The 20356-nt window shown below is 66.3% G+C and carries 24 protein-coding genes and 1 tRNA gene; 11 read left to right on the plus strand and 14 right to left on the minus strand.

What is annotated here, in order from left to right; genetic code table 11:
• Nucleotides 1-46: 46 nt before the first annotated feature.
• From FA702_RS02240 to FA702_RS02265, 6 genes are all read left to right on the plus strand, one after another.
• Entirely contained in the window at nt 47-508 is a 462-nt protein-coding gene (locus FA702_RS02240) for a hypothetical protein (RefSeq protein ID WP_136954836.1), read from the plus strand.
• Nucleotides 505-1146: a hypothetical protein gene (locus FA702_RS02245; RefSeq protein ID WP_136954837.1), complete on the plus strand. Its 642-nt coding sequence runs from the start codon at nt 505-507 to the stop codon at nt 1144-1146. The genes FA702_RS02240 and FA702_RS02245 overlap by 4 nt, the downstream gene beginning before the upstream one ends.
• A gap of 74 nt (nt 1147-1220) precedes the next feature.
• The gene (locus FA702_RS02250; protein WP_136954838.1) at nt 1221-2213 is read left to right on the plus strand and encodes a hypothetical protein; all 993 of its coding nucleotides are present in this window, start codon (nt 1221-1223) and stop codon (nt 2211-2213) included.
• A 12-nt stretch (nt 2214-2225) separates the two neighbouring features.
• Nucleotides 2226-3167 carry a hypothetical protein gene (locus tag FA702_RS02255; protein ID WP_136954839.1) on the plus strand — a complete coding sequence of 314 codons (942 nt, stop codon included), beginning with the start codon at nt 2226-2228 and terminating at the stop codon, nt 3165-3167.
• Complete coding sequence (locus FA702_RS02260; protein ID WP_136954840.1) at nt 3158-3661, plus strand: hypothetical protein; 504 nt, start codon at nt 3158-3160, stop codon at nt 3659-3661. Before FA702_RS02255 ends, FA702_RS02260 begins: the two co-directional genes overlap by 10 nt.
• A gap of 44 nt (nt 3662-3705) precedes the next feature.
• Nucleotides 3706-4104 carry a hypothetical protein gene (locus tag FA702_RS02265; RefSeq protein WP_168195978.1) on the plus strand — a complete coding sequence of 133 codons (399 nt, stop codon included), beginning with the start codon at nt 3706-3708 and terminating at the stop codon, nt 4102-4104.
• 528 nt (nt 4105-4632) lie between these two features.
• Here the strand turns inward: FA702_RS02265 and FA702_RS02270 are convergent.
• From FA702_RS02270 to FA702_RS02295, 6 genes are all read right to left on the minus strand, one after another.
• On the minus strand, nt 4633-5100 hold the full coding sequence (locus tag FA702_RS02270; protein WP_136954842.1) for a hypothetical protein: 468 nt from the start codon (nt 5098-5100) through the stop codon (nt 4633-4635).
• An 82-nt stretch (nt 5101-5182) separates the two neighbouring features.
• Complete coding sequence (locus FA702_RS02275) at nt 5183-5752, minus strand: hypothetical protein (RefSeq protein WP_136954843.1); 570 nt, start codon at nt 5750-5752, stop codon at nt 5183-5185.
• A 63-nt stretch (nt 5753-5815) separates the two neighbouring features.
• Nucleotides 5816-7168: a pyruvate dehydrogenase complex E1 component subunit beta gene (locus FA702_RS02280; protein WP_136954844.1), complete on the minus strand. Its 1353-nt coding sequence runs from the start codon at nt 7166-7168 to the stop codon at nt 5816-5818.
• Nucleotide 7169: 1 nt separating this feature from the next.
• Entirely contained in the window at nt 7170-8180 is a 1011-nt protein-coding gene (pdhA, locus tag FA702_RS02285; RefSeq protein WP_370385509.1) for a pyruvate dehydrogenase (acetyl-transferring) E1 component subunit alpha, read from the minus strand.
• Between the two features lie 504 nt (nt 8181-8684).
• A tRNA-Arg gene (locus tag FA702_RS02290) sits at nt 8685-8761 on the minus strand.
• A 41-nt stretch (nt 8762-8802) separates the two neighbouring features.
• On the minus strand, nt 8803-9204 hold the full coding sequence (locus tag FA702_RS02295) for a (deoxy)nucleoside triphosphate pyrophosphohydrolase (protein WP_136954846.1): 402 nt from the start codon (nt 9202-9204) through the stop codon (nt 8803-8805).
• A 142-nt stretch (nt 9205-9346) separates the two neighbouring features.
• On the opposite strand from FA702_RS02295, the gene FA702_RS02300 reads away from it, so the two are divergent.
• The 3 genes from FA702_RS02300 to FA702_RS02310 all read left to right on the plus strand — a co-directional run bounded on the left by FA702_RS02300 (nt 9347) and on the right by FA702_RS02310 (nt 10160).
• Nucleotides 9347-9526 (plus strand): Flp family type IVb pilin, encoded by a 180-nt coding sequence (locus FA702_RS02300; RefSeq protein WP_255504680.1) that lies wholly within the window; start codon nt 9347-9349, stop codon nt 9524-9526.
• Nucleotides 9527-9620: 94 nt separating this feature from the next.
• Entirely contained in the window at nt 9621-9812 is a 192-nt protein-coding gene (locus FA702_RS02305; RefSeq protein ID WP_136954847.1) for a Flp family type IVb pilin, read from the plus strand.
• A gap of 153 nt (nt 9813-9965) precedes the next feature.
• Nucleotides 9966-10160 carry a Flp family type IVb pilin gene (locus tag FA702_RS02310; RefSeq protein ID WP_136954848.1) on the plus strand — a complete coding sequence of 65 codons (195 nt, stop codon included), beginning with the start codon at nt 9966-9968 and terminating at the stop codon, nt 10158-10160.
• A gap of 91 nt (nt 10161-10251) precedes the next feature.
• Here the strand turns inward: FA702_RS02310 and FA702_RS02315 are convergent, their stop codons facing one another.
• The 4 genes from FA702_RS02315 to FA702_RS02330 all read right to left on the minus strand — a co-directional run bounded on the left by FA702_RS02315 (nt 10252) and on the right by FA702_RS02330 (nt 15645).
• Nucleotides 10252-11736, minus strand: a complete 1485-nt coding sequence (locus tag FA702_RS02315; protein ID WP_136954849.1) for a M48 family metalloprotease — start codon at nt 11734-11736, stop codon at nt 10252-10254.
• Between the two features lie 117 nt (nt 11737-11853).
• Entirely contained in the window at nt 11854-12798 is a 945-nt protein-coding gene (locus FA702_RS02320; protein WP_136954850.1) for an acetyl-CoA carboxylase carboxyltransferase subunit alpha, read from the minus strand.
• 32 nt (nt 12799-12830) lie between these two features.
• On the minus strand, nt 12831-13694 hold the full coding sequence (locus FA702_RS02325) for a tyrosine recombinase (RefSeq protein WP_136957227.1): 864 nt from the start codon (nt 13692-13694) through the stop codon (nt 12831-12833).
• Between the two features lie 64 nt (nt 13695-13758).
• Complete coding sequence (locus FA702_RS02330; protein ID WP_255504681.1) at nt 13759-15645, minus strand: hypothetical protein; 1887 nt, start codon at nt 15643-15645, stop codon at nt 13759-13761.
• 233 nt (nt 15646-15878) lie between these two features.
• Between FA702_RS02330 and FA702_RS02335 the strand changes: the two genes are divergently transcribed.
• Together FA702_RS02335 and aroB are read left to right on the plus strand one after the other, a co-directional pair.
• Entirely contained in the window at nt 15879-16460 is a 582-nt protein-coding gene (locus tag FA702_RS02335) for a shikimate kinase (protein ID WP_136954851.1), read from the plus strand.
• An 11-nt stretch (nt 16461-16471) separates the two neighbouring features.
• A complete protein-coding gene (gene aroB, locus FA702_RS02340) occupies nt 16472-17581 on the plus strand; it encodes a 3-dehydroquinate synthase (RefSeq protein WP_136954852.1) in 1110 nt (369 codons plus the stop codon).
• An 8-nt stretch (nt 17582-17589) separates the two neighbouring features.
• Here the strand turns inward: aroB and FA702_RS02345 are convergent, their stop codons facing one another.
• From FA702_RS02345 to FA702_RS02360, 4 genes are all read right to left on the minus strand, one after another.
• A complete protein-coding gene (locus FA702_RS02345; protein ID WP_136954853.1) occupies nt 17590-18036 on the minus strand; it encodes a DUF488 family protein in 447 nt (148 codons plus the stop codon).
• Nucleotides 18036-18407, minus strand: coding sequence for a tRNA-binding protein (locus FA702_RS02350; RefSeq protein ID WP_136954854.1), 372 nt, complete (start codon nt 18405-18407; stop codon nt 18036-18038). The genes FA702_RS02345 and FA702_RS02350 overlap by 1 nt, the downstream gene beginning before the upstream one ends.
• Before the next feature lie 78 nt (nt 18408-18485).
• Nucleotides 18486-19268 carry an enoyl-CoA hydratase-related protein gene (locus FA702_RS02355; RefSeq protein WP_210417575.1) on the minus strand — a complete coding sequence of 261 codons (783 nt, stop codon included), beginning with the start codon at nt 19266-19268 and terminating at the stop codon, nt 18486-18488.
• A 112-nt stretch (nt 19269-19380) separates the two neighbouring features.
• Complete coding sequence (locus FA702_RS02360) at nt 19381-20349, minus strand: glucokinase (protein WP_136954856.1); 969 nt, start codon at nt 20347-20349, stop codon at nt 19381-19383.
• Nucleotides 20350-20356 lie beyond the last annotated feature (7 nt).

Raw genomic sequence — 20356 nt, forward strand, 5'->3', positions numbered from 1 at the left:
GCGCACACTGTCCCGGGCCATGCCGATCCTGAAAGAGGCAAGAGACATGGCTTCTTCAATCTCCCTTGCGGCGATCTGCCTGATCCTGACCAATGCTGTCGGGGCCGTCACTGCGGCGCGCCTGCTACCACCGGATACATCGCAACCAATCACCATCCGCGCATCGTGCACGGGCGGGCTGGTTCCGCTCGAACGTGATATCACCGTGTCCACTGCGGGAACCGTCGTGGCGCGCGTGGCCGGGCGCGTTTCGACGGGCCGGATCGAACCGCAGGAGGTGCGAGCGCTGTCTGCGCGCATGGATGCGAGCGGGTTCGATGCGGTCACGGCTCCGGTGCGACCTTCCATGCCGCGGGCCGATGCCCGCCTTTGCGCCCTGGTGCGAACTTCAAGGACCGGAACGCAGAGCATTGCGATGTCGCGCAAGACACCGGTCGGACTGCGCCGGGTGCTGGACGATCTGCTGCGCATCAAGGTGCAGCCAGAACCCTCAGGTGTCGGACGATGAGCGGAACCCCACACCTGCCCACACGGCGATTGCGCCCTGCCTCGAAAACCCTGATTGCTGGCGCGCTCGGCCTGACCACTCTCACGGCGGGACCGACAGCGCTGGCCGCGCCCCGCTTTCCCACCGCGGCGCAGGTGAACCGGGCGATGGCGCGCAGCGACGACTATAGGGGGACGTCTGTCGGCCGCATGGCCGGATGTTTCCCGTTGATCTCCGAAGAGGGCGCGCAAGGCCCTGCCGGGCGCTCATGGTACTGTGCAGCTCAAGGGTCACCAGTGCCGGCGGGGGCTGCATTCCTCGAATTCGCCATTCGCCGGGCAGGGCGGACCGGCCCCTGGGCCATGGTGGTGGGCGAACTGGGCGCGGCCTGCCCACCGGGGGCAGCGATCAGACAGGAAGGCCTGCGCGCCATGTCCCGGCGCGGGGTGACCGGCCTGTTCACCGACAAGGGGCCGTTCCTGGGTGACCTTGGCGAGGAACCTAGCGGGCGGGCCATAGTCGCTTGTCCCTATCTCGGCAGGCTGGGGGCAAACCACTTCCAGATCACGCTGCGCTTCACCTTCGATGGCACAGACTACCGCCGCGTGGGCGCGGTCACCGAAGAGGTGTTCGACAGCAACGGAAACCCCGTCCCATGACGGGCGGCCTCCGGCGCCCATCCCGCCCGCCCCTGCCATGCAGCCATCCCACTTTCCGTCAGAAGGGAACCTCCATGAAACGACTATCCGCCCTCAGCCTCGTCCTTGCCAGCCTCACCCTGTTCGAACCGATTACCGCTGCCGCGCAGGTAGGGCCGCTTGCCAGGCGCGGACCAGCTACCCCCACCGCAATCCCGCCAAGCCTTGCCCCAAACATCCGCCGGGTGCGCACGGATCGGCCGGATAGTCGCCAGCCACTGCGCGAAGAAGCTGCCGCCCTGCGAAGCATGGGGCCGGTGCCGGGTCCGATCTGCGAGGATTGCGTGACCACTATCAATGGCCGGACCATCGCCAATGTGACTTTCACCCCAAGCGCGGCCGACATCCCGGCAATTTACACCATCACCGGCAACGGCTTTGGCGATGTGCCAGGCGGGGTGTTCCTGACCGGACCGTTCAAGACCCGCCCGGAACTGCGCGTCGAAAGCTGGAACAACCGCCAGATCAAGGTCTACTTTCCCCAGGGCCTGCGCGGCGAACCTGATCTTCAGGGCGTGGGCCTTACGGTTCGCCTGAAGAGCGGCAAGCTTATCTCCACGCCGATGACCGCGCGCTTCCTGGCCGCGCGCGAGGAACAGGTGATCGACTTTGCCGGCATCCCTCAAAAATCTGTCCGCTGGCAAAGCAACACTTCGCTGACGATGACGATTGAAGATGGTGGCCTCAGGTTTTCGGGCGTGAATGTCGGGGATTCGGTGAAGACCGGCTACACCGACCGGATCGTGCTGAACTTCCTGGCCAGTGGCTTTGCCGCGACGTCCTTCTCGGTCGGCTTCTGTCGGCAGGATACTGGCGATGGCGCTGCCTATGGAGGCGCGGGAGGCCGTTACCTCTATGGCCGCTACGATGCGCGCTGGGATGGCGACGATATCGTGATCGACCGCGCCATGTGGCACACCCATCGGTCACGCAATCTGCTGATTCCCGAGGACGACGCTTTCCTGTCCTGCTTCCGCGATCTGCGCATCACCGTCGAAGGCCCTGCCGGGCTGAAGCCGGTTCGCTGAGGGAGACGATCCATGCGCTATCCAGCCGCTTCCACCGCTCGCCTTGCCGGTCTGGCATTTCTGGCCATGACCGCGTCCAACACTGCATCTGCCCAGCCTGCCCCCCGACGCGCGTTGGAAAGACCCCCCGTCCAGACCGCTCCGGCGCTCGATCAGGGCAGCCAGCAAGACTTGAAGGGGCTGCTCATCAACAACGGAACTTTCCCAGAGTACCGCACCGGCATCAATCTCGACATTCGCCACGAAGCCATCAGGGAGAGCGGCCCGCGTGTACGCGTGCAGCTCTATCTGCCGCTGGATAACCTGAGGGTCCTGATCGCGCCGCAGGCGCAGCTTGACGGCAGGCTGATCGCGCATCTGCCAGCCGATCTCTACGCCCGTTCGGGAAAAGCCGAACTGACCGTGATCGTCGGCGACACCACGCTGCGCAATACCACCGGGCGGTTCGTCGCCGAGATCGTGCCTGTGCACGCCGACAAGATCCTCCCGTTCACCACGGTCCGCTGCACAGTGATGTGCGTCAGCTGGCCCGCGTCGAAGGATCTTCCAGCCAAGTGGGTGAGCACGACGAAGATCCACGACCAGTTCGAACATACCGCGCCAACCGGCGAGGAAGTGGGCGGCAAATGGTCGGTCGGGCAGACAACCTATCACCTCACCTCGCGGCGCCTGAAGGATCAGTTCCGGTTCACGCGGGTTCGCATGTTCTCGCCCACAATGTCGGGCGGGTGCCCGGCCAACATCAGGGAGAATGTCTGGGTCTATCCGGGCCAGCCCCTGCCGCAAGCTGATGATTACAGCGGTCTGCACGAACTCGATGTCTACGCCCGCGCCAATGTCGTCCACTGTCGCGCGCGCGGCAAGAACAACTTCGATGCGACCCATTTCGTGTTTGCGGACATGGTTGTCGAAGTCGATGTCGAAGGTCCGAAAGGGGTGGACCCGTGGCAATAGCCCGATGGCCGCTGCTCGCCCTCTTCGCCGCGTGTGCCTGCACGGCCAGGGGCCGGCACGCTGCAAACGGCCACGATGGCGTGCCGGTCCGGCCCGGCCTGTGGAGTGTCGTTGCCCTGACCGACGACGGGGAAGACCCGGCAAGCCGCACCGAAGCCTGCCTTGCCGAACAGACCTGGTTCGCGATGGCTGCGCTGACCTCCGGCTCGCGCGAGATGGGCTGCGAACCGCTCGAAGCCATGTTGCCACGCGGGCCGGGCGCACCGGTAACCGGTGCCCGTGAAGTGTGCCGACAAGGCAGTAAGACCGTAGTCCGCACCGTGTCGCTTGATGGCGTCCGTCCGGCGGGTCAGCCGCTCGTGGCTTTCGACGAAGTGACCCGCCTGCGTGTCGAAGGTCAGCCTGGCGAGGAGATCAGCCGCACACGCCATGTCTGGCTGGGAGCTTGTCCGGGTCCGAGCGGCGAGCTTCTCGGACTTAAGGCGGAGCGATGAACTTGGGCTTCGATCGCACTTTCACCCTGGGAAAGACGAATAGAATGACGAACGGAGATGGCTTTCAGCCTCATGATGCGCAGCAGCTTCGCCTGAAGCTGCGCAGGCTCTGGAAGCCTTTCATCGCACTCGCCATTGTTGTTGCGGCTGGCCACGTCGTGTCATTTAGCCTTGCAGAGCGCTATCTTCGCCCAGCCTGCGCTGCCGCTGCGGAACAAAGGCACTGGCAAAACGACGGCTACCGGCTTCCAGGCCCGGTCAAAGCGCGCGGCCCGCGACGTAGCTATTGCATCATGCGCGATGCCCAAGGCAGCGTGCACCTGCTTTCGGCAAACCGTGTGGCGATTTTCGCAATTGTCTTCGATCCTTGGTTGGTGAGCGTCGTCGTTGGCGTGCTCGCCGCTATCATTCTAGTTCGAAGAGATCGGCAGTCACCCAGCTGAGTAAAATTCGCACTGACGTGCTCGGCTCGGTCTGCAATGGCAGCGTTTGCAATACAGTGTTGCTTACGGCGTGGTCATTACATCCGAGTATCAGCCTGACTTTTTAGGCAGTAAGACTCTGACAGCAAAGTATGAAGGAAGGGCAACAATCAAGCTGCCCTCTTTTATGGATTGAAAGCGCGCCGCGGGTGATCAGAACTCCCCAGGCACCCCGGCACGGCCGGTAAACATACGTCTGCCTGCGTCGAGCGCGCCTGCTGCCACAACGTATGGATTGTCCGTGTCCATGCGATGCGCCAGCGATACGCGCGAACCCACCTGCCGGCGATAGACCGATATGCCTGCTGTATGCACTGCGCACCATGAATGGCAGGTCCCGACGTAACTTGCCGTTCCTACGCGGGTTGGCGAACAACGGCTTTGTCCCAAGATCGGTCGATCGCGATATCCCACTAGCTTCGCAAAAGAACGGCAGCTTCCCAGCAGCGATTCCCGGCAATCGAAAATCGCCTTTATTGGCACGCCCCCTCACCTGCACGCGCAATCCTGTCTTTTCTTCACCTTCGGCTTCGTCGTCGCGAATTCCGTGCGGGTGAGGGACTGGTCGCCGTTGGCGTCGGCAGTCTTGAAGCGGTCGGCGGTCTTGACCGCCCATTCCTCGAAGCTGAGCAGGTTGTTGCCGTCCACGTCGAGCTTGCGGAAATCGCGGACGCGCGGGGCCAGCATCTCGTTGCGGGTGATGCGGCCGTCGCGGTCGCGGTCGAGGCGGTCGAAGCGCTGCTGTTCGCGGGTCTGCTCGCTCGCCTGCGGCAGCGCGGGGCCTTGCAGCCCTTCCCCGTCGGCATCGGGCAATTCGTCCGCCTCGGCCGTGGGCGTATCGAGCGCGAGCCGGGGCGCAGGCGGCGCGCCAGCTTGGGTCGCGCGGCCTTGCCACCAGAACAGGCCGGCGGCCACCAGCAACAAGGCTCCCAGGGCACCCAGCACGATCCGGTTCACCGCGCGCTTCCTCCGATCCGGACGAAGCTATCGCGCGGGCGGCCCGTGCGGCAGGGCGAGTTGGGACCGATTTGGCGGGGAGTTAGCGGCCGGTCAGGCCCAGCCTTAGCGCCGCGCCGAAGCCGCGCAGGCCGGTGTCGGGCAGCCCCCTCGCCTGCCGTCGCGCCATGCCGGCGAGGATGGCGAGCGGGCGCATCGGGCGGGCGAGACGGGGCATCGGCGCGGCGGGATCAGGATCGAGCCACTGCGCCACCGCCGCCCGGATCGGACCAGGATCGTTCACGCCAGACAGGCGGCCGAGCGCGATGAACGCCTTGATCCGGGCATTAGCCAGTTCCGCGCCGCCATCCTCGCCAACGTGCTGCGCCTCGTAGCCATCGACCAGCGCGCCCAGCGCGGGGCGCTCGGCGTCCCAGGCGTGGAGGTCGGCCAGCAGCGGCTCGCCCCGTGGCCACAGCGCGGCTTCCTGCGCCATGCGATCGCGCCACCAGGCCAGCCGGAGCTGGATCATCAGCGCATCGCGCCCCGGCTTCGCGGTATCCGCCAGGCGCTGTTCGAACGCGAACAGGCCGATCCACGCCGGCCGCGCCGCCGCCGGGGCATAGGCCACGGCGAACCGTTCAAGCGGGGCAAGCTGGTCGGCCAGTTCCATGGGAAATCAGGTCTTTCGCCGGGGGCGGGCGCTGCCGTGCGGAAACCGCAGCGCCCCTCGCCCTCAGCGATAGCAGACCTTCTTCACCGCCTCGACGATCTTGTTGGCATCGATCAGCGCCGCCTTTTCGAGATTGGCGGCATAGGGCAGCGGCACGTCCTCGTTGGCGACGCGCAGGACCGGGGCATCGAGATTGTCGAAGCCTTCCTCCATGCAGATCGCGATGATTTCCGAGGCGATCGAGCAGACCGGGAAGCCTTCCTCGGCCACGACGAGGCGGTTGGTCTTGGCGAGCGAGGCCAGCACCGTTTCCTTGTCGAGCGGGCGCAGCGTGCGCAGGTCCACCACTTCGGCGTCGATGCCCTCGTCAGCGAGCTTCGCCGCCGCTTCGAGCGCATAGCCCACGCCGATGGAATAGGACACGATCGTCACGTCGCTGCCTTCGCGCACCACGCGGGCCTTGCCGATCGGCAGGACGAAATCGTCCAGCTGCGGCACGTCGAAGGTGCGGCCATAGACCAGCTCGTTTTCGAGGAACACCACCGGGTCCTCGCTGCGGATCGCGGCCTTCATCAGCCCCTTGGCGTCGGCCGCGTCATAGGGCGCGATCACGACAAGGCCGGGGACGGCGGCGTACCACGGCCCGTAGTTCTGGCTGTGCTGCGCGCCCACGCGGCTGGCCGCGCCGTTGGGGCCGCGGAACACGATCGGGCAGCGCATCTGGCCGCCGGACATGTAGTTCGTCTTGGCGGCGGAATTGATGATGTGGTCGATCGCCTGCATGGCGAAGTTGAACGTCATGAATTCCACGATGGGGCGCAGGCCGCCCATCGCGGCGCCGGTGCCGATGCCGGCAAAGCCGTATTCGGTGATCGGGGTATCGATCACGCGCTGGGGACCGAATTCGTCGAGCAGCCCCTGGGTGACCTTGTAGGCGCCCTGGTATTCGGCCACTTCCTCGCCCATCACGAACACGCGGCTGTCGGCACGCATTTCCTCGGCCATGGCATCGCGCAGCGCTTCGCGGACGGTGGTGGGAACCATCGCGGTGCCGGCGGGCACTTCGGGACCGGCGGCGGGCTTGGCAGCAACGGGCGCCGCCACCGGCGCGGGAGCCGGAGCGGGCGCTGCAACCGGAGTCGGAGCGGCGGCAGGCGCCGGCGCGGCATCCTCGCCCTCGCCTTGCAGCAGCGCGATCACGGTGCCGACCTTCACGCCCTCGGTCCCTTCGGGAACGACGATCTGGCCGACGGTGCCTTCGTCAACCGCCTCGAATTCCATCGTCGCCTTGTCGGTCTCGATCTCGGCGAGGATATCGCCGGACTTCACCGCATCGCCTTCCTTGACCAGCCACTTGGCCAGCGTGCCCTCTTCCATCGTCGGCGAGAGCGCGGGCATCTTCAGTTCGATCGCCATGTCAGTACTGCTCCACCACCACGTCGGTATACAGTTCGGCCAATGCCGGCTCCGGCGAGCTTTCGGCGAAATCGGCGGCTTCTGCCACGACCTGGCGGATTTTCTTGTCGATGTCCTTGATCCGGTCCTCGGCCACGCCGCGCTGGAGCAGCTCGGTCTTCGCGGCCTCGATCGGGTCGTGCTTCTCGCGCATTTCCTGCACTTCCTCGCGGCTGCGGTACTTGGCCGGGTCCGACATCGAGTGCCCGCGATAGCGGTAGGTCTTGAGTTCGAGCAGCACCGGCCCGTTGCCGCCGCGCACGAATTCCAGCGCCACTTCGGCGGCCTGGCGCACTTCCAGAACGTCCATGCCGTTCACGTCGATGCCGGGGATGCGGAAGGCGGTGCCGCGACGGTAGAAGTGCGTCTCGGCCGAGCCGCGCTTCACCGCCGTGCCCATGGCGTAGCCGTTGTTCTCCACCACGAACACGATCGGCAGCTTCCACAGCGCCGCCATGTTGAAGGTCTCGTAAACCTGGCCCTGGTTGGCCGCGCCATCGCCGAAGTAGGCCATGCACACGCCGCCATCGCCCCGGTACTTGTGCGCGAAGGCGAGACCCGCGCCGAGCGGCACCTGCGCGCCGACGATACCATGGCCGCCGTAGAACTTGTGGTCGGTGCTGAACATGTGCATCGACCCGCCCTTGCCGCGCGAGATGCCCGCGCCGCGGCCGGTGAGTTCGGCCATGATCACCTTGGGATCGATGCCGTACGCCAGCATGTGCCCATGATCGCGATAGCCGGTGATGACGCTGTCATGCCCTTCGCTGAGCGCGGACTGCAGCCCGACCGCGACCGCTTCCTGGCCGATGTAGAGGTGGCAGAAGCCACCGATCAGGCCCAGACCATAGAGCTGGCCAGCCTTTTCCTCGAACCGGCGGATCAGCACCATCTGTTCGTAGAAGTGCAGCAATTCGTCATCGCTGGCTTCGAAGCGGCGGTTGTTTGCGTGGGCCTGCTGCAGGCTGCGCAGCGCGAACGTGGCCTCGTCGAGAGGTTCGTCCGCCGCCGAAGCGATCACCGGCTCCGCGGCGGGCGCCGCCGCCTTGGCGGCTCGGCGGCGCGTTGCTGCGGGTTTGGTCGCGGGGGCGGCAGGTTTGGCGGCGCGGGGCCTGGCGGACTTGGCCAAGTCGATGATCCTTTTTCTGGCAGCCTCGGCTTCGTCCGAGCGAAGCTTGCCTTGCGTATGAGCCAGTTGCGAGGATTCCGCAACGTCCAACCGGCTTGCTCCCGCTCCCGGATAGCTATTCACACCCATTTGGTTACTTTGCACGAAATGAAAATTCGATTTGGGATTTTGGGAGGATGAAGGGGTGCGGGGGGAATGGCAGGCCAGCCCGCAGCATCCGAATCAAGATGTGTCGGGATGAAATCGGGCCGGGAAGGACATGGGGTGGCGAAAGCGCGGATCGCCAGAACGTTTCAGGCCGACCAGGAAAACCTGGCCGGCCTGAACATTTCCGCCCTTTCGGGGGAATGGCGCGCCCGGAACGATTCGAACGTCCGACCCTCAGATTCGTAGTCTGATGCTCTATCCAGCTGAGCTACGGGCGCCGGGAGACGCGCCTTTAGGAGAGCGATTCCGGGTTGGCAAGTCACTTCAGCAAGGCAAGCACCGCTTTTGCCAGCGGAACGTCCAGTGGCGGCATCGGAAACGTCGATATTTCCTGTCTTCCCGCCCATTTCAGCATCGCATTTTTTTCACAGACCGGCTCGCCTTTCCACAAACGGCAGACATAGAGCAGCAGCAGAATCGATGGCGCGCCGGTCGAATCATCCGCGTGAGCGAAGGACACCGGAGTGACATCATCTTCCGACAGGGTGACCGCCAGCTCCTCATCGATCTCGCGGATCAGGGCCTGTACCGGCCCTTCACCCGCTTCGACCTTGCCGCCGGGAAATTCCCACAGGCCGCCATGCTGCTTTTTTTCGGGGCGGCGCTGGAGCAACACCCGGCCCCGGCCGTCGATCATGGCTGCCGCAACAACAATACGCATTGATCCGCTCCGGATTAAAAATAACGGCGGATCGCAATGGACGCGACAGCCGGCACCGCGGGAAGGCCCGAAACTTTTTGTAAATCAAATTTTAGGAACAATCCCGTAACCTTTCGTCACCGTGACGCGGGGGCCAAGTAATATGTTGGAATTATGGCAGAAAATTCTGCGCGATGAAAGCGCCGCCACGGCCGTTGAATACGGCCTGCTAGTGGGATTCATTGCAATTGCCATCATCGGTGGAATGAACAACTTCACCAACCAGATGGTTGCCCTGTGGCATTCGGTCGAGAACGCATCGAACAAGGCTGCCGCCAATTAACGTCGTTTTAGGAAATGCCGCCTAATTCAGCCTTACCTGCTCCGGGGACAACAGGAGCGGGTCGGGAACAAGAAGACGCTCAAGGAGACCTGTTATGAAGCTTTTCCGTGATCTGCTCGCGAACGAAGAAGGCGCGACCGCTATCGAATACGGCCTGATCGCCGCCCTCATCGCCGTCGCCGCCATCACCGCGATGGGTTCGCTCGGCAACTCGCTGACCAACACCTTCAACACGGTGTCGGGCAAGATGAACAACGCCAACACGGCCGCCGCGAACAAGAACTGATCGCAGGCATGACAGGTCGCGGTGCTAGACCGCGACCCTAGCCAGAAAAGGGCGGTCGGCGTCATCGCCGGCCGCCTTTTCGTTGCTACCCCTTCCCGGCGTCCGTCACTGCCGAGGGGCGGCAACGCAAGGCATCCAAAAAGGGGACCGACCATGACACTCTTTCACGCGCTGCTGCGCGATGAACAAGGCGCGACCGCTATCGAATATGGCCTGATCGCCGCCCTCATCGCCGTCGCCGCGATTACCGCGATGGGTTCGCTTGGCAACTCGCTGACCAACACCTTCAATACGGTGTCGGGTAAGATGAACAACGCCAACACCAAGGCAGCGGCCAAGACGATCTGATCGTCAGCCGTGCAGCCTGAACCGAACGAGACGGCCGGCTTCACGCCGGCCGTTTCTGTTTGTCGGCCCTGAGGTGGCTCAGCGCACGCTATCAATAGACGATCAGCTTCACCTTCTGCCCCGGTACCAGCCTGCTGGAAGCCGTCAGCGCGTTGAGCACGAGGAAGCGATCCACTGGCCGGTCCGTATAGGCCATGCGCGCGCCCAGCGACTGCACGGTATCGCCGCTCTTCACCGTCACCACATCCAGCTTGCGCGCCTTCACCGCGCTGGCCTCGGTCGCGATGATGCGGCGGATCGAGCGGAACATGGAATCGAACTGGCCCGCCTGCCCCGCCTGGCTGATCGTGGCGAAGTGGAAGGCCTGCCCCTGCCCCCAGTCGTAGGCCCAGACCACCACGTCCACGGTGGACCCGTTGCTGGTCGTTCTGGCCGTGCCATAGGCGGCGGGTATGCCGTTGATCGTGGTCGTCTGCAGCGTATCGGGCGCGAATTGCCCCTGCGACGAAAGCCCAGCGAATACCGAGCGGACATAGGCGGAAAGATCGCCGCTGTATTTGCCCGACGCGAACTCGCCCTTGCCCGACTGACCGGAAATCGCAACCGATGTGGTGCCATTGACCAGGGAGAAGCCGGCCGGCGCCTGGAAGGCGAGCCGCAACTGCGGGTGCGTGAACGTGCGCCCGTCGACAACACCCTGATTGGGATCGTCGCCGTAGGTAAGGCCGCGCACGCGGGTGAGGAACGTGTCGCGGTTGGTCATCCCCGTGGCGGTGGACCCGGCGCGCAGCATCGCGGCGCGCACGCGCGAGGCCGGGTCCGGGTGCGTGCTGGCCCATTCCGGCACCGAATTGCCCTGCCCCGCGATCTGGCTGTCCAGCGCAGTCTGGTTGGCCAGGCTTTGCAACACCGTGGACATTGCGCGGGGATCGTAGCCGGCGCGGCCCAGATACGTGATGCCTAGGTTGTCCGCTTCGGTTTCCTGCGATCGCGAATACTTGAGCGTCAGCAACTGGCTGCCGGTGGAAAACAGGCGCTGGCCGATCTGGCCGGCCGCGGAATTGCCAAGGACGGCGGTGGAAAGCACCGAACCGAGCACGCCCAGAATGGTGTTGCGCGTGGCGGCGCTTTCGCGCTTGGCGGCGTGGCGCGCGGCGACGTGGCCAACCTCGTGCCCCAACACGCCGGCCAGCTCCGCCTCGTTGTTCATCAGCGCGACCAGCTGCCGGGTGACGTAGATATAGCCACCCGGAATGGCGAAGGCGTTGTTCACGGGCGAATTGAGCAAGGTAACCGTGAAATCGCCGCGCGCATTGCTGAGGCCCGACTGAACGGCGATGGTCTTGCCCACGAATTCGACATAGGTCGCCTGCGGACCGCTCAGCGCGCCACCGTATTCCTGAAGGAGTTGGGGGTGCGCTTCAGCGCCCTGCTTCTTGTCGGACGCGCTAATCGCCTGGACGGCATTGGCCTGCGCCCGCACCGGCGCGCCCGACAGGATGGCAGACCCGGCCACGCCCGCCGCAAGAACCGACAGTCCGGCAACAGCAAGACGCAGGCGGATTCGGCTTTTCATGGCATCTCCCTCGAACAGTCCCGGTAGCACCGCGCACGGCTTACGCCGCGACGCTTTGTCGCAAACCGAAATCTTCTGTGCCAAATCCGGTTCCCGCGCGCCAGCGCGGCGAACGGATCAGGCACCAATTCGGAGGAAACGATCCGCGCGCATCGTGCGCAGGGCATCGGGCGACTTGCCTGCCAGCCCGTCCAGCTCCTGCGCGATGGCCTGCGAAAGAGCCGCCGCCGTGGCTGCGGGATCGCGATGGGCGCCGCCTACCGGTTCCGGCACGATCCGGTCGATCACGCCCAGCGCCAGCAGGTCCTGCGCCGTCACTTTCATCGCCTCGGCCGCTTCTGGGGCCTTTTCCGAAGTGCGCCACAGGATCGAAGCGCAGCCTTCGGGCGAGATCACCGAATAGACCGCGTGTTCCAGCATCAGCACGCGCTCGGCGCTTGCCAGCGCCACCGCACCGCCCGAACCGCCCTCACCCACGATCGTTGCCACCATCGGCACGCCGAGTGCGAGGCACGCTTCGGTCGAACGGGCGATGGCCTCGGCCTGTCCGCGCTCCTCCGCCTCCACGCCGGGAAACGCGCCTGAAGTATCGACCAGCGTCACCACCGGCAGGCCGAAACGGCTGGCCAGTTCCATCAGGCGCACCGCCTTGCGATAGCCCTCGGGCTTGCCCATGCCGAAGTTGTGGCGGATGCGGCTTTGCGTATCGTTGCCCTTCTCGTGGCCGATCAGCATGACCCGGCGATCGCCCAGCAGCGCGAACCCGCCGATGATCGCCTGGTCCTCGCCATAGAGCCGATCGCCGCCCAGCGGCATGAAGCCTTCGAACATGCGTTCGACATAGTCACGGAAATGCGGGCGGGCAGGATGGCGAGCGACCTGCGTCTTCTGCCACGGCGTCAGCGCCTTGTAGGTGCTGGCCAGCAGTTCGGCGGACTTGTTTTCCAGCCGGCGGATTTCGGACGCGATGTCCAGTTCGCCGCTCTGCGCGGTCTCCCGAAGCTCGGCGATGCGCGCTTCCAGCGCGGCGACCGGCTTCTCGAATTCGAGATACGAAATCATGGCAGACGCGCTAGGGCGGTGCGCGCCCGTGGTCAACTGCGTCCTGCGGCGCGTCCTGTGGACGCGGCCAGCGGATGCCGTTCGTTGACCAGCGCGACAAGCCGCGAGGCATCGACGTGGGTATATATCTGCGTGGTCGCGATGTCGGCATGGCCCAGCAGGGTCTGCAACACACGCAAGTCCGCCCCGCCTTCCAGGAGATGCGTGGCGAAGGCATGGCGCAGCACGTGCGGGCTGACCTTTTCGGGATCGATTCCGGCGCGCGCGGCCAGATCGCGCAGCAGCTGGAACAGGCGCACGCGCGTCAGGTGTCCGCCGCGTGGCGAAGGGAACACAAAGCGGCCACCGGCGGGGCGCAGGCGCAGCCATTCCGCCAGCGCCCGGATCGCGCGCGCGCCCACGGGCAGGAGCCGCTGCTGGCCGCCCTTGCCGGTGATGGCCAGGAACGGCGCATCGCGCGGCACGGCGACGAGCGGCAGCGAGACCAGTTCCGTCGCGCGCAGGCCCGAGCCATAGAGCAGTTCGAGCAGGGCCAGCATGCGCACGCCATCGTGCGTGCCGGCGGTGGCTTCCTCTTCCGCCGTGGCGAACAGCCGGCCGATCTCGTCGTGATTGAGCAGGCGCGGCAACGGGCGGCGGGCGCGTGGACGCGGCATGGCGATGGACGGATCGTCGGCGCGCAGGCCCTCGTCGATCAGGAAGCCATAGAACTGGCGCAATGCCGACGCCTTGCGCGCGATGCTCGACGGCGAAAGGTCGGCCCAATGCCCGGCAAGCCCGGCGATAGCGTCGCGATCGGCCGTCGCCAGATCGCCGACGATGGCCTGCGCGCCGGTCAGATCGCGCCGATAGGCCTCGATGGTATTGGCGGCCGCGCCGCGCTCCGCCGCAAGCATGGACAGGAACGCGCCGATCGTGCCGCCAGGCAGCACGGATAGAGGGCCGCCGCCAGTCACCCGGTCAGACCCGGGCCACCGCCTCTGCCGCGATCATCCGGGCTTCGCCGTCCAGGCCCACCCGGCGAAGCGCGGACACGATATGGAACAGGTGAACCGCCGTCATCCGGTCCCACGAAGCGCCCTGCATGCCGAAGCCGGCCAGCAACGCGACGAGCGCGGGGTTGTTCGATTCCGCCGCCGCGTCGATCGCGCGGGTCCAGCGGGTCTGCCGCCCCATGTCGACGGAGAGCTTGCCCGCGAGCGTGGTGGCGGCCGAGGAATCGATGCGGCCCAGTCCCATCAGCCCGGCAAGCAGAAAACGAGAGCGCATCTGATCGGCACTATCGTCATTGGACTGGAAGGTATCCAGTGTTCCCGCGTCCACTGCCGAAAGCTTGTTCGGCGCGGCCAGCGCCAGCAATCCCCAGGCTTCACTACCAGCCTTGACATAGGGCGCCCAGCGCACCGCGTTCTGATCGAGGCCAGCGGTCAGCATCGAGGCGATCAGGCCGCTGGCACTATCGGCCATGCTTTCGCCCGGCACCACCCGCGCGGCGGCATAGGCCGTCAGCACAAGCCGGGAATAAGCGCGATCGGGATCGGTGCCATCACCCCATAGGTCCTTGATCGCGCCCAGTCGATCATCGGCATCGGGCGCGACATAGGCGGTGCGCAGCTTGCCGGCGAGTGGCCCCCAGGTCTTGTCCGGGTCTTCCTGCGCGGCAATCTCACCATAGAGATCGACCATCGCCGCGCTCGAAAGGATGCCGCGCCCGGCTCCCACGTCGGCGGCAGATGCGCGTGCGGCCAGCGACAGCATGGGCGCGCGAACGGCGTAGAATTGATAGGCGGCCCCGGCCTTGGTGCGCAGGTCTTCGGGAGGCTCCAGCCCGGTCGCGAGCGAGATACCCGTGCGCCACGGCGTGAGCGTGGTAACGTCCTTCCACTCGATCGTGACGGCGCGGCGCGTGTTCGATGCCGCGCCGGCGAACTTCTGCGCCAGCAGGATGTCGATCTTCTCGCCATCGCCCCGCCGCATCGCGCGATCGAGCTGCGCCATCGCCGGCGGACCATCGCCGGTGAAGGCCGAACAGATCGCGCGGGCAAGGTCCCAGTCCCAGCCCTGGCGCCCAGCCGCCGTCAGCCCGGTGATGGGGCAGAGGCCCACCGGGTCGGCGGTGCCGAGGTAGCTGCCCATGGCAGCATCCTCCAGCCCCGGGGTGTAGAAACCGCTATCGACTTCCTGCACCATGGCGCGCGCGGCATCGGCTTCACCCATGCGCAGCAGCGCTTGCGCGCGGAGCGCCGCCCAGTCCGCGCCGTTCATGCCGACGGGGGTATCGAGCCGACTGGCCAGCGCGCGGCGCACCAGGATGTGCCCCCAGCGCGAAACCAGGCTGCCGTTCATCCGCCCGATCACGCCTTCGACGAACGCGCCGTTGAGGAAATGGGTGGACGTGGCGGGAAAGCCACCATCCTGTTCGTCGATCACGCCGACCCGCGCCAGGCTGCGCTGGCTGGAAGCCGGCGTATCGAACTTGGGCGTGGCGCTGGCGATCAGCTGGTCGAGCAGGGCGGGGTCGATCGCATCGAGCAGCCCGTCGTCGACCGGCGCCGTTGACGCCGCCGGCGCGCCGGGAATGGGCTGGACCACCGGCACCGAAGTCGATGCCGCGGAACCCGGCGCCGTCGCCGCAGGAGCGGACGCCGAAGCGGCCGGACGCGACGCGGCCGGCTTCGGCGATGCCGCCGGCGCGGGCGCGTTATCGAAACCGGGAGGTAGCAATGATTCCTGCGCGGCAACCATGCCCGAGATGCCGGTCAGCGCGGCGCAGCCCAGCAAGGCAAGGCGCCAGCGATGCATGAACGCACGCCCGTTCTTCGATCTTGTCGGGGTATCGCGGCTCACGGTGCTGTCCCCGGGGCGTTTACCGGCTCTTCGATCCATTGTGTCGGCTCCGCTCCGCCCCTGATCCATGCTATCACCAATAACGCCGCCACTACCGCAACAAGCACGGCCATGCCGCCAGCGACCAATACCTTGTTCACGCGACCTCACCTGCCGCTGCCTGCCACGCGCCATGCCGCGAAATCCGCCCGACGCTTGCGCTGCGCAGTAGCGCAACTATAGGCGGCCCGGCAATGGACCAAGACGCCGCCTCGCTCAACAGTACCGATCTGGCGCGGATCACCCGCCGGATCGACCGGCCGATCGTGCTGGTCGGCATGATGGGCGTGGGCAAGACCACCGTGGGACGCAAGCTGGCGGCGATGCTCCACCAGCCGTTCGTGGACGCGGACGAGGAAATCGAACGGGCGGCCCAGATGTCGATCCCGGAAATCTTCACGACTTATGGCGAGCCTTACTTCCGCAGCGGCGAGCGGCGGGTGATCGCCCGTCTCGTGGGCGAGGGCGCGACCACCGACCGCAAGATCCTGGCGACCGGCGGTGGCGCCTTCTGCGATGCGGAAACGCGCCAGCTGATCCTCGACCGCGCCATCGCGGTCTGGCTGGACAGCGACGTCGATACGCTGGTGGAACGTGTCGGCCGCAAGGACAACCGCCCGTTGCTGCGCGGCGGCAACCCCCGTGAAATCCTTGCCAACCTGCGCGAGGAGCGCCAGCCCGCCTATGCGCAGGCGCCGATCCACGTTACCAGCGGCCATCAGCCGCATCAGGTGACCGCCGTGCGCATCCTGCGGGCGATCGATAACTGGTTGTAGGAAACAACAGCATGGTCACCATTCCTGTCGCCATCGCCGGCGCGCCATACGATGTCCGGATCGAAGCCGGATTGCTGGCGAAGGCGGGGACGCGTTGCCGCCCGTTCCTGCGCAAGAACACGGTGGCCATCGTCACCGACGAACACGTCGCCGCGCGCTGGCGCGAGACGGTGGCGGCTTCGTTCGCGGCCGAGGGGATCGAAAGCCGCTGGCTGGTGCTGCCAGCGGGTGAGACAACCAAGAGCTGGGAACAGCTTGCGCACGTGATCGACTGGCTGCTGGCGCAGGAAGTCGAGCGCAAGGACAATATCGTGGCGCTGGGCGGCGGCGTGATCGGCGATCTCACCGGGTTCGCCGCCGCGATCGTCAAGCGCGGCTGCGGCTTCATCCAGATCCCGACGACGCTGCTGGCACAGGTCGATTCCAGCGTGGGCGGCAAGACCGCGATCAACACGCCCGCCGGCAAGAACCTGGTCGGCACGTTCCACCAGCCGGTGCTGGTGCTGGCCGATCCGCTCTCGCTCGATACTCTGCCCGCGCGCGACGTGCGGGCGGGCTATGCCGAGGTCGTGAAGTATGGCCTGATCGATGACGCGCCGTTCTTCGAATGGTGCGAAGCCAACGGCCACCACCTGCTCGCGGGCGAGGCGGACGCGCGCGAATATGCGATCGCGCGCAGTGTCGCCGCCAAGGCGCGGATCGTGGCGGCGGACGAGAAGGAAACCACCGGCGTCCGCGCCCTGCTCAACCTGGGGCACACGTTCGGGCACGCGCTGGAAGCCGAAACCGGCTTTTCCGACTACCTGCTCCACGGCGAGGGCGTGGCGCTGGGCATGGTGCTGGCGGCGCGCTTTTCCGCGCGCCAGGGGCTTATGAACGGACAGGACGCCGAACGCGTGGCCGCGCACATCGGCGCGGTCGGGCTGCCCGCCTCGCTTGCTTCGCTGAACCTCTCCTGCGACGGACGGCGGCTGGCCGATCACATGCTCCACGACAAGAAGATGGACGCGGGCACCCTGCCCTTCCTGCTGCTGCGCGGCATCGGCGAGACGTTCCTGGCCAAGGACGTGGACCTGGGCGACGTGGCGGCATTCCTGGACGAGGAACTGGCGCGGGGCTGAACGGCGCGTCAGCCGGCCTCGTCCGGCAGCAGATCGACCACTTCAAAATCGGGCAGCACCGCCTTGCGCAGCAGGGTGCGGTGGCATTCGCTGGCCGCGCGTTCGTAGCACAGCAGCGCCACCTTGCGTTCAAGCGCCAGTTCCGTGAGTTGCACCCCCGCCAACACCGCTTCGGGCAGATCGAGCTGCGCCGCGTAGATCCGTTCCAGCGTGGCGTGATCGTGCCGGCGCGCGGCGGCGCGGCCGTCCGCCGGGGTGCCGAGCGCCTTGAAATGGCGATACTCGATCCCCGCCTCGCGCGCGTTGGCAGCCAGCGCGGACTTCGAGAAACCGGGGCGGCGCGAAAGCGGCAGGGCGCGCACATCGGCCAGCAGGTCCACGCCCGCGCGGTTGAGCGCGGCCATTACCCCGGCCACGGTCGCCTGTTCGTAACCGATGGTCCAGATCACCGGCATCAGAACAGCCGCGATCCGTCGGGCACGGGCCTGTCGGGCGCAAACAGCACGACGCGCCCCTGCTCGTCCGCGAAGCCGAGCGTCAGCACTTCGGACACCATCTTGCCGATCTGGCGCGGCGGAAAATTGACCACCGCCGCCACCTGCCGCCCGATCAGCAGTTCGCCTTCATAGAGCGCGGCGATCTGCGCGCTGCTTTTCTTGACGCCCAGTCCCGCGCCGAAATCGATCCACAGCTTCAGGCTGGGCTTGCGCGCTTCCGGGAAGAGTTCGACCTGAATGATCGTGCCGACGCGAATGTCGACTTTCAGGAAATCGTCAAAGGATATGGTTTCGGCCGGCGGCGCGGCGGGATCATGATCGAGATGCATCGGCGCATTGTGGGGATCGCAGCGCGGACCGCAACCCCCGTCTCCCGTGCCCACGCCACCATGTGAGCCGGTTTCCGGTCAGCGCCCCGTGAACGCGGGCTTGCGCTTCTGGAGGAAAGCAAGGCCGCCTTCCATCGCGTCGGCACTGTTGCCGGCCACACGTTGTCCCTCGGCTTCGGCCAGCAGCGTTTCGGCCAGGCTGTGTTCCAGCGCGGTCAGGATGTTGTGGCGCATCGTGGCATAGGCCAGCGTCGGCCCGGCGGCGAGCCGCGCGGCCAGCGCGGATACCTCGGCATCGAGATCGGCGTCTTCCACCGCCTTGTGGATCAGGCCCCAGTCGAGCGCCTTGTCCGCGCCGATCTTCTCGCCCAGCATCATCATCTCGGTAGCGCGGGCCTTGCCGATCAGGCGGGGAAGAATCCAGCTCGATCCGCCATCGGGAACCAGGCCGATGTTGACGAACGCCTGGAGGAAATAGCCGCTCTTGCCCGCGATCACGAAGTCCGCCGTCAGCGCGATCGAGCAGCCCACGCCGGCCGCCGCGCCGTTGACCGCCGAAATGATCGGCAGGTTCAGCCGGGCCAGCTTCATGATCGCCGGGTTGTAATGCCCCTGCAGCGCCAGGTAGCTTCCCTCGCCCGCGCCGGTGGTGCGATCGCCGCGCGCCTGGAGATCCGCGCCCGAACAGAACGCCCGGCCCGCGCCCTTCAGCACCAGTACGCGGGCATCGCCCAGATGATCGAGCGCATCGGAAATCTCGCCCGCCATCGGCAGCGAGCAGGCATTGAGCCGCTCGGGCCGGTTCAGCGTGATCGTGGCCACGCCATCGGTGACATCGAGCAGGATCGTTTCATAAGCCATCGTCAGACACCCTCCGCGTCAGGCGCACGCGGCGCACAGGCCGGCCGCCAGTCGATTTAATCGATCGGTTAAGTGCAGGGCTATGCGAGCGGCGCGCGCTTTGCAAGCACGTTCAGCGCGCGTGCGTCTGCGCGAAGGCGGCGGCCGCGCCGAACAGGCCCGGCTGCGGATGAGTGATGAGCTTGACCGGCATGGCGGCCATCATGCCCTCGAACCGGCCCTTGGCGCGGAAGCGTTCGGCAAAGCCGGAAGCCAGCAACACGTCCTTGATGCGCAGGCCCAGGCCGCCAGCCATGACCAGCGCCGCCGAACCATGCGTCAGCGCCAGATCGCCCGCCACGCTGCCCAGCGACAGGCAGAAGCGATCGACCGCCGCCGCCGCCAGGCTGTCCTCGCCCGCCATCCCCAGCGTCCACAGCTCCTTGTCGGTGCGCGGGGTGAACGGCTTGCCCTCGATCGCGGCCAGCGTTTCGTAGATGTCGACGATGCCGGGGCCGGCCACCACCCTCTCCACCGACACGCGGCGGTGGCGCTTGCGCAGGCGGGCGAGGATGGCGTCCTCGATCCCGTCGAGCGGCGCGAAATCGATGTGCCCCCCCTCGGTCGGCTGCACGCGATAAGCGCCGCCATGACGCCACAGCTGCGCAACGCCCAACCCGGTGCCGGGGCCGACCACACTGAGCACGCCCTCTTCGGGCAAGGGCGCGTCCGGCCCGGTCAGGTGGACGAAATGTTCCGGCGCGGCCTGTGCCACCGCATGGGCCACGGCAGCGAAATCATTGACCACCACATAGTCGTCCGCGCCCAGCTTCTCGGGAATCAGCGCCGGGCGGATGATCCAAGGATTGTTGGTAAAGCGGATGATTTCTCCGCCGACCGGGCCGGCCACCGCGATCGCCGCCGCCTTCGGCAAGGGCGTGCCAAGCGTGCGGCCGAACTCCTCCCAGGCAAGCTGGAAGCTGCCGTGTTCGGCGGTCTTGAGCGTCACCGCCTCGCCCAGCGAGACGACGCGGCCCTGCTCCACTTCGGCAAGGGCAAAGCGCGCATGCGTTCCGCCGATATCGACCGCGACCAGTTGCATCCCCATC

This window comes from Novosphingobium sp. EMRT-2 (assembly GCF_005145025.1).
Taxonomy (GTDB): Bacteria; Pseudomonadota; Alphaproteobacteria; order Sphingomonadales; family Sphingomonadaceae; genus Novosphingobium.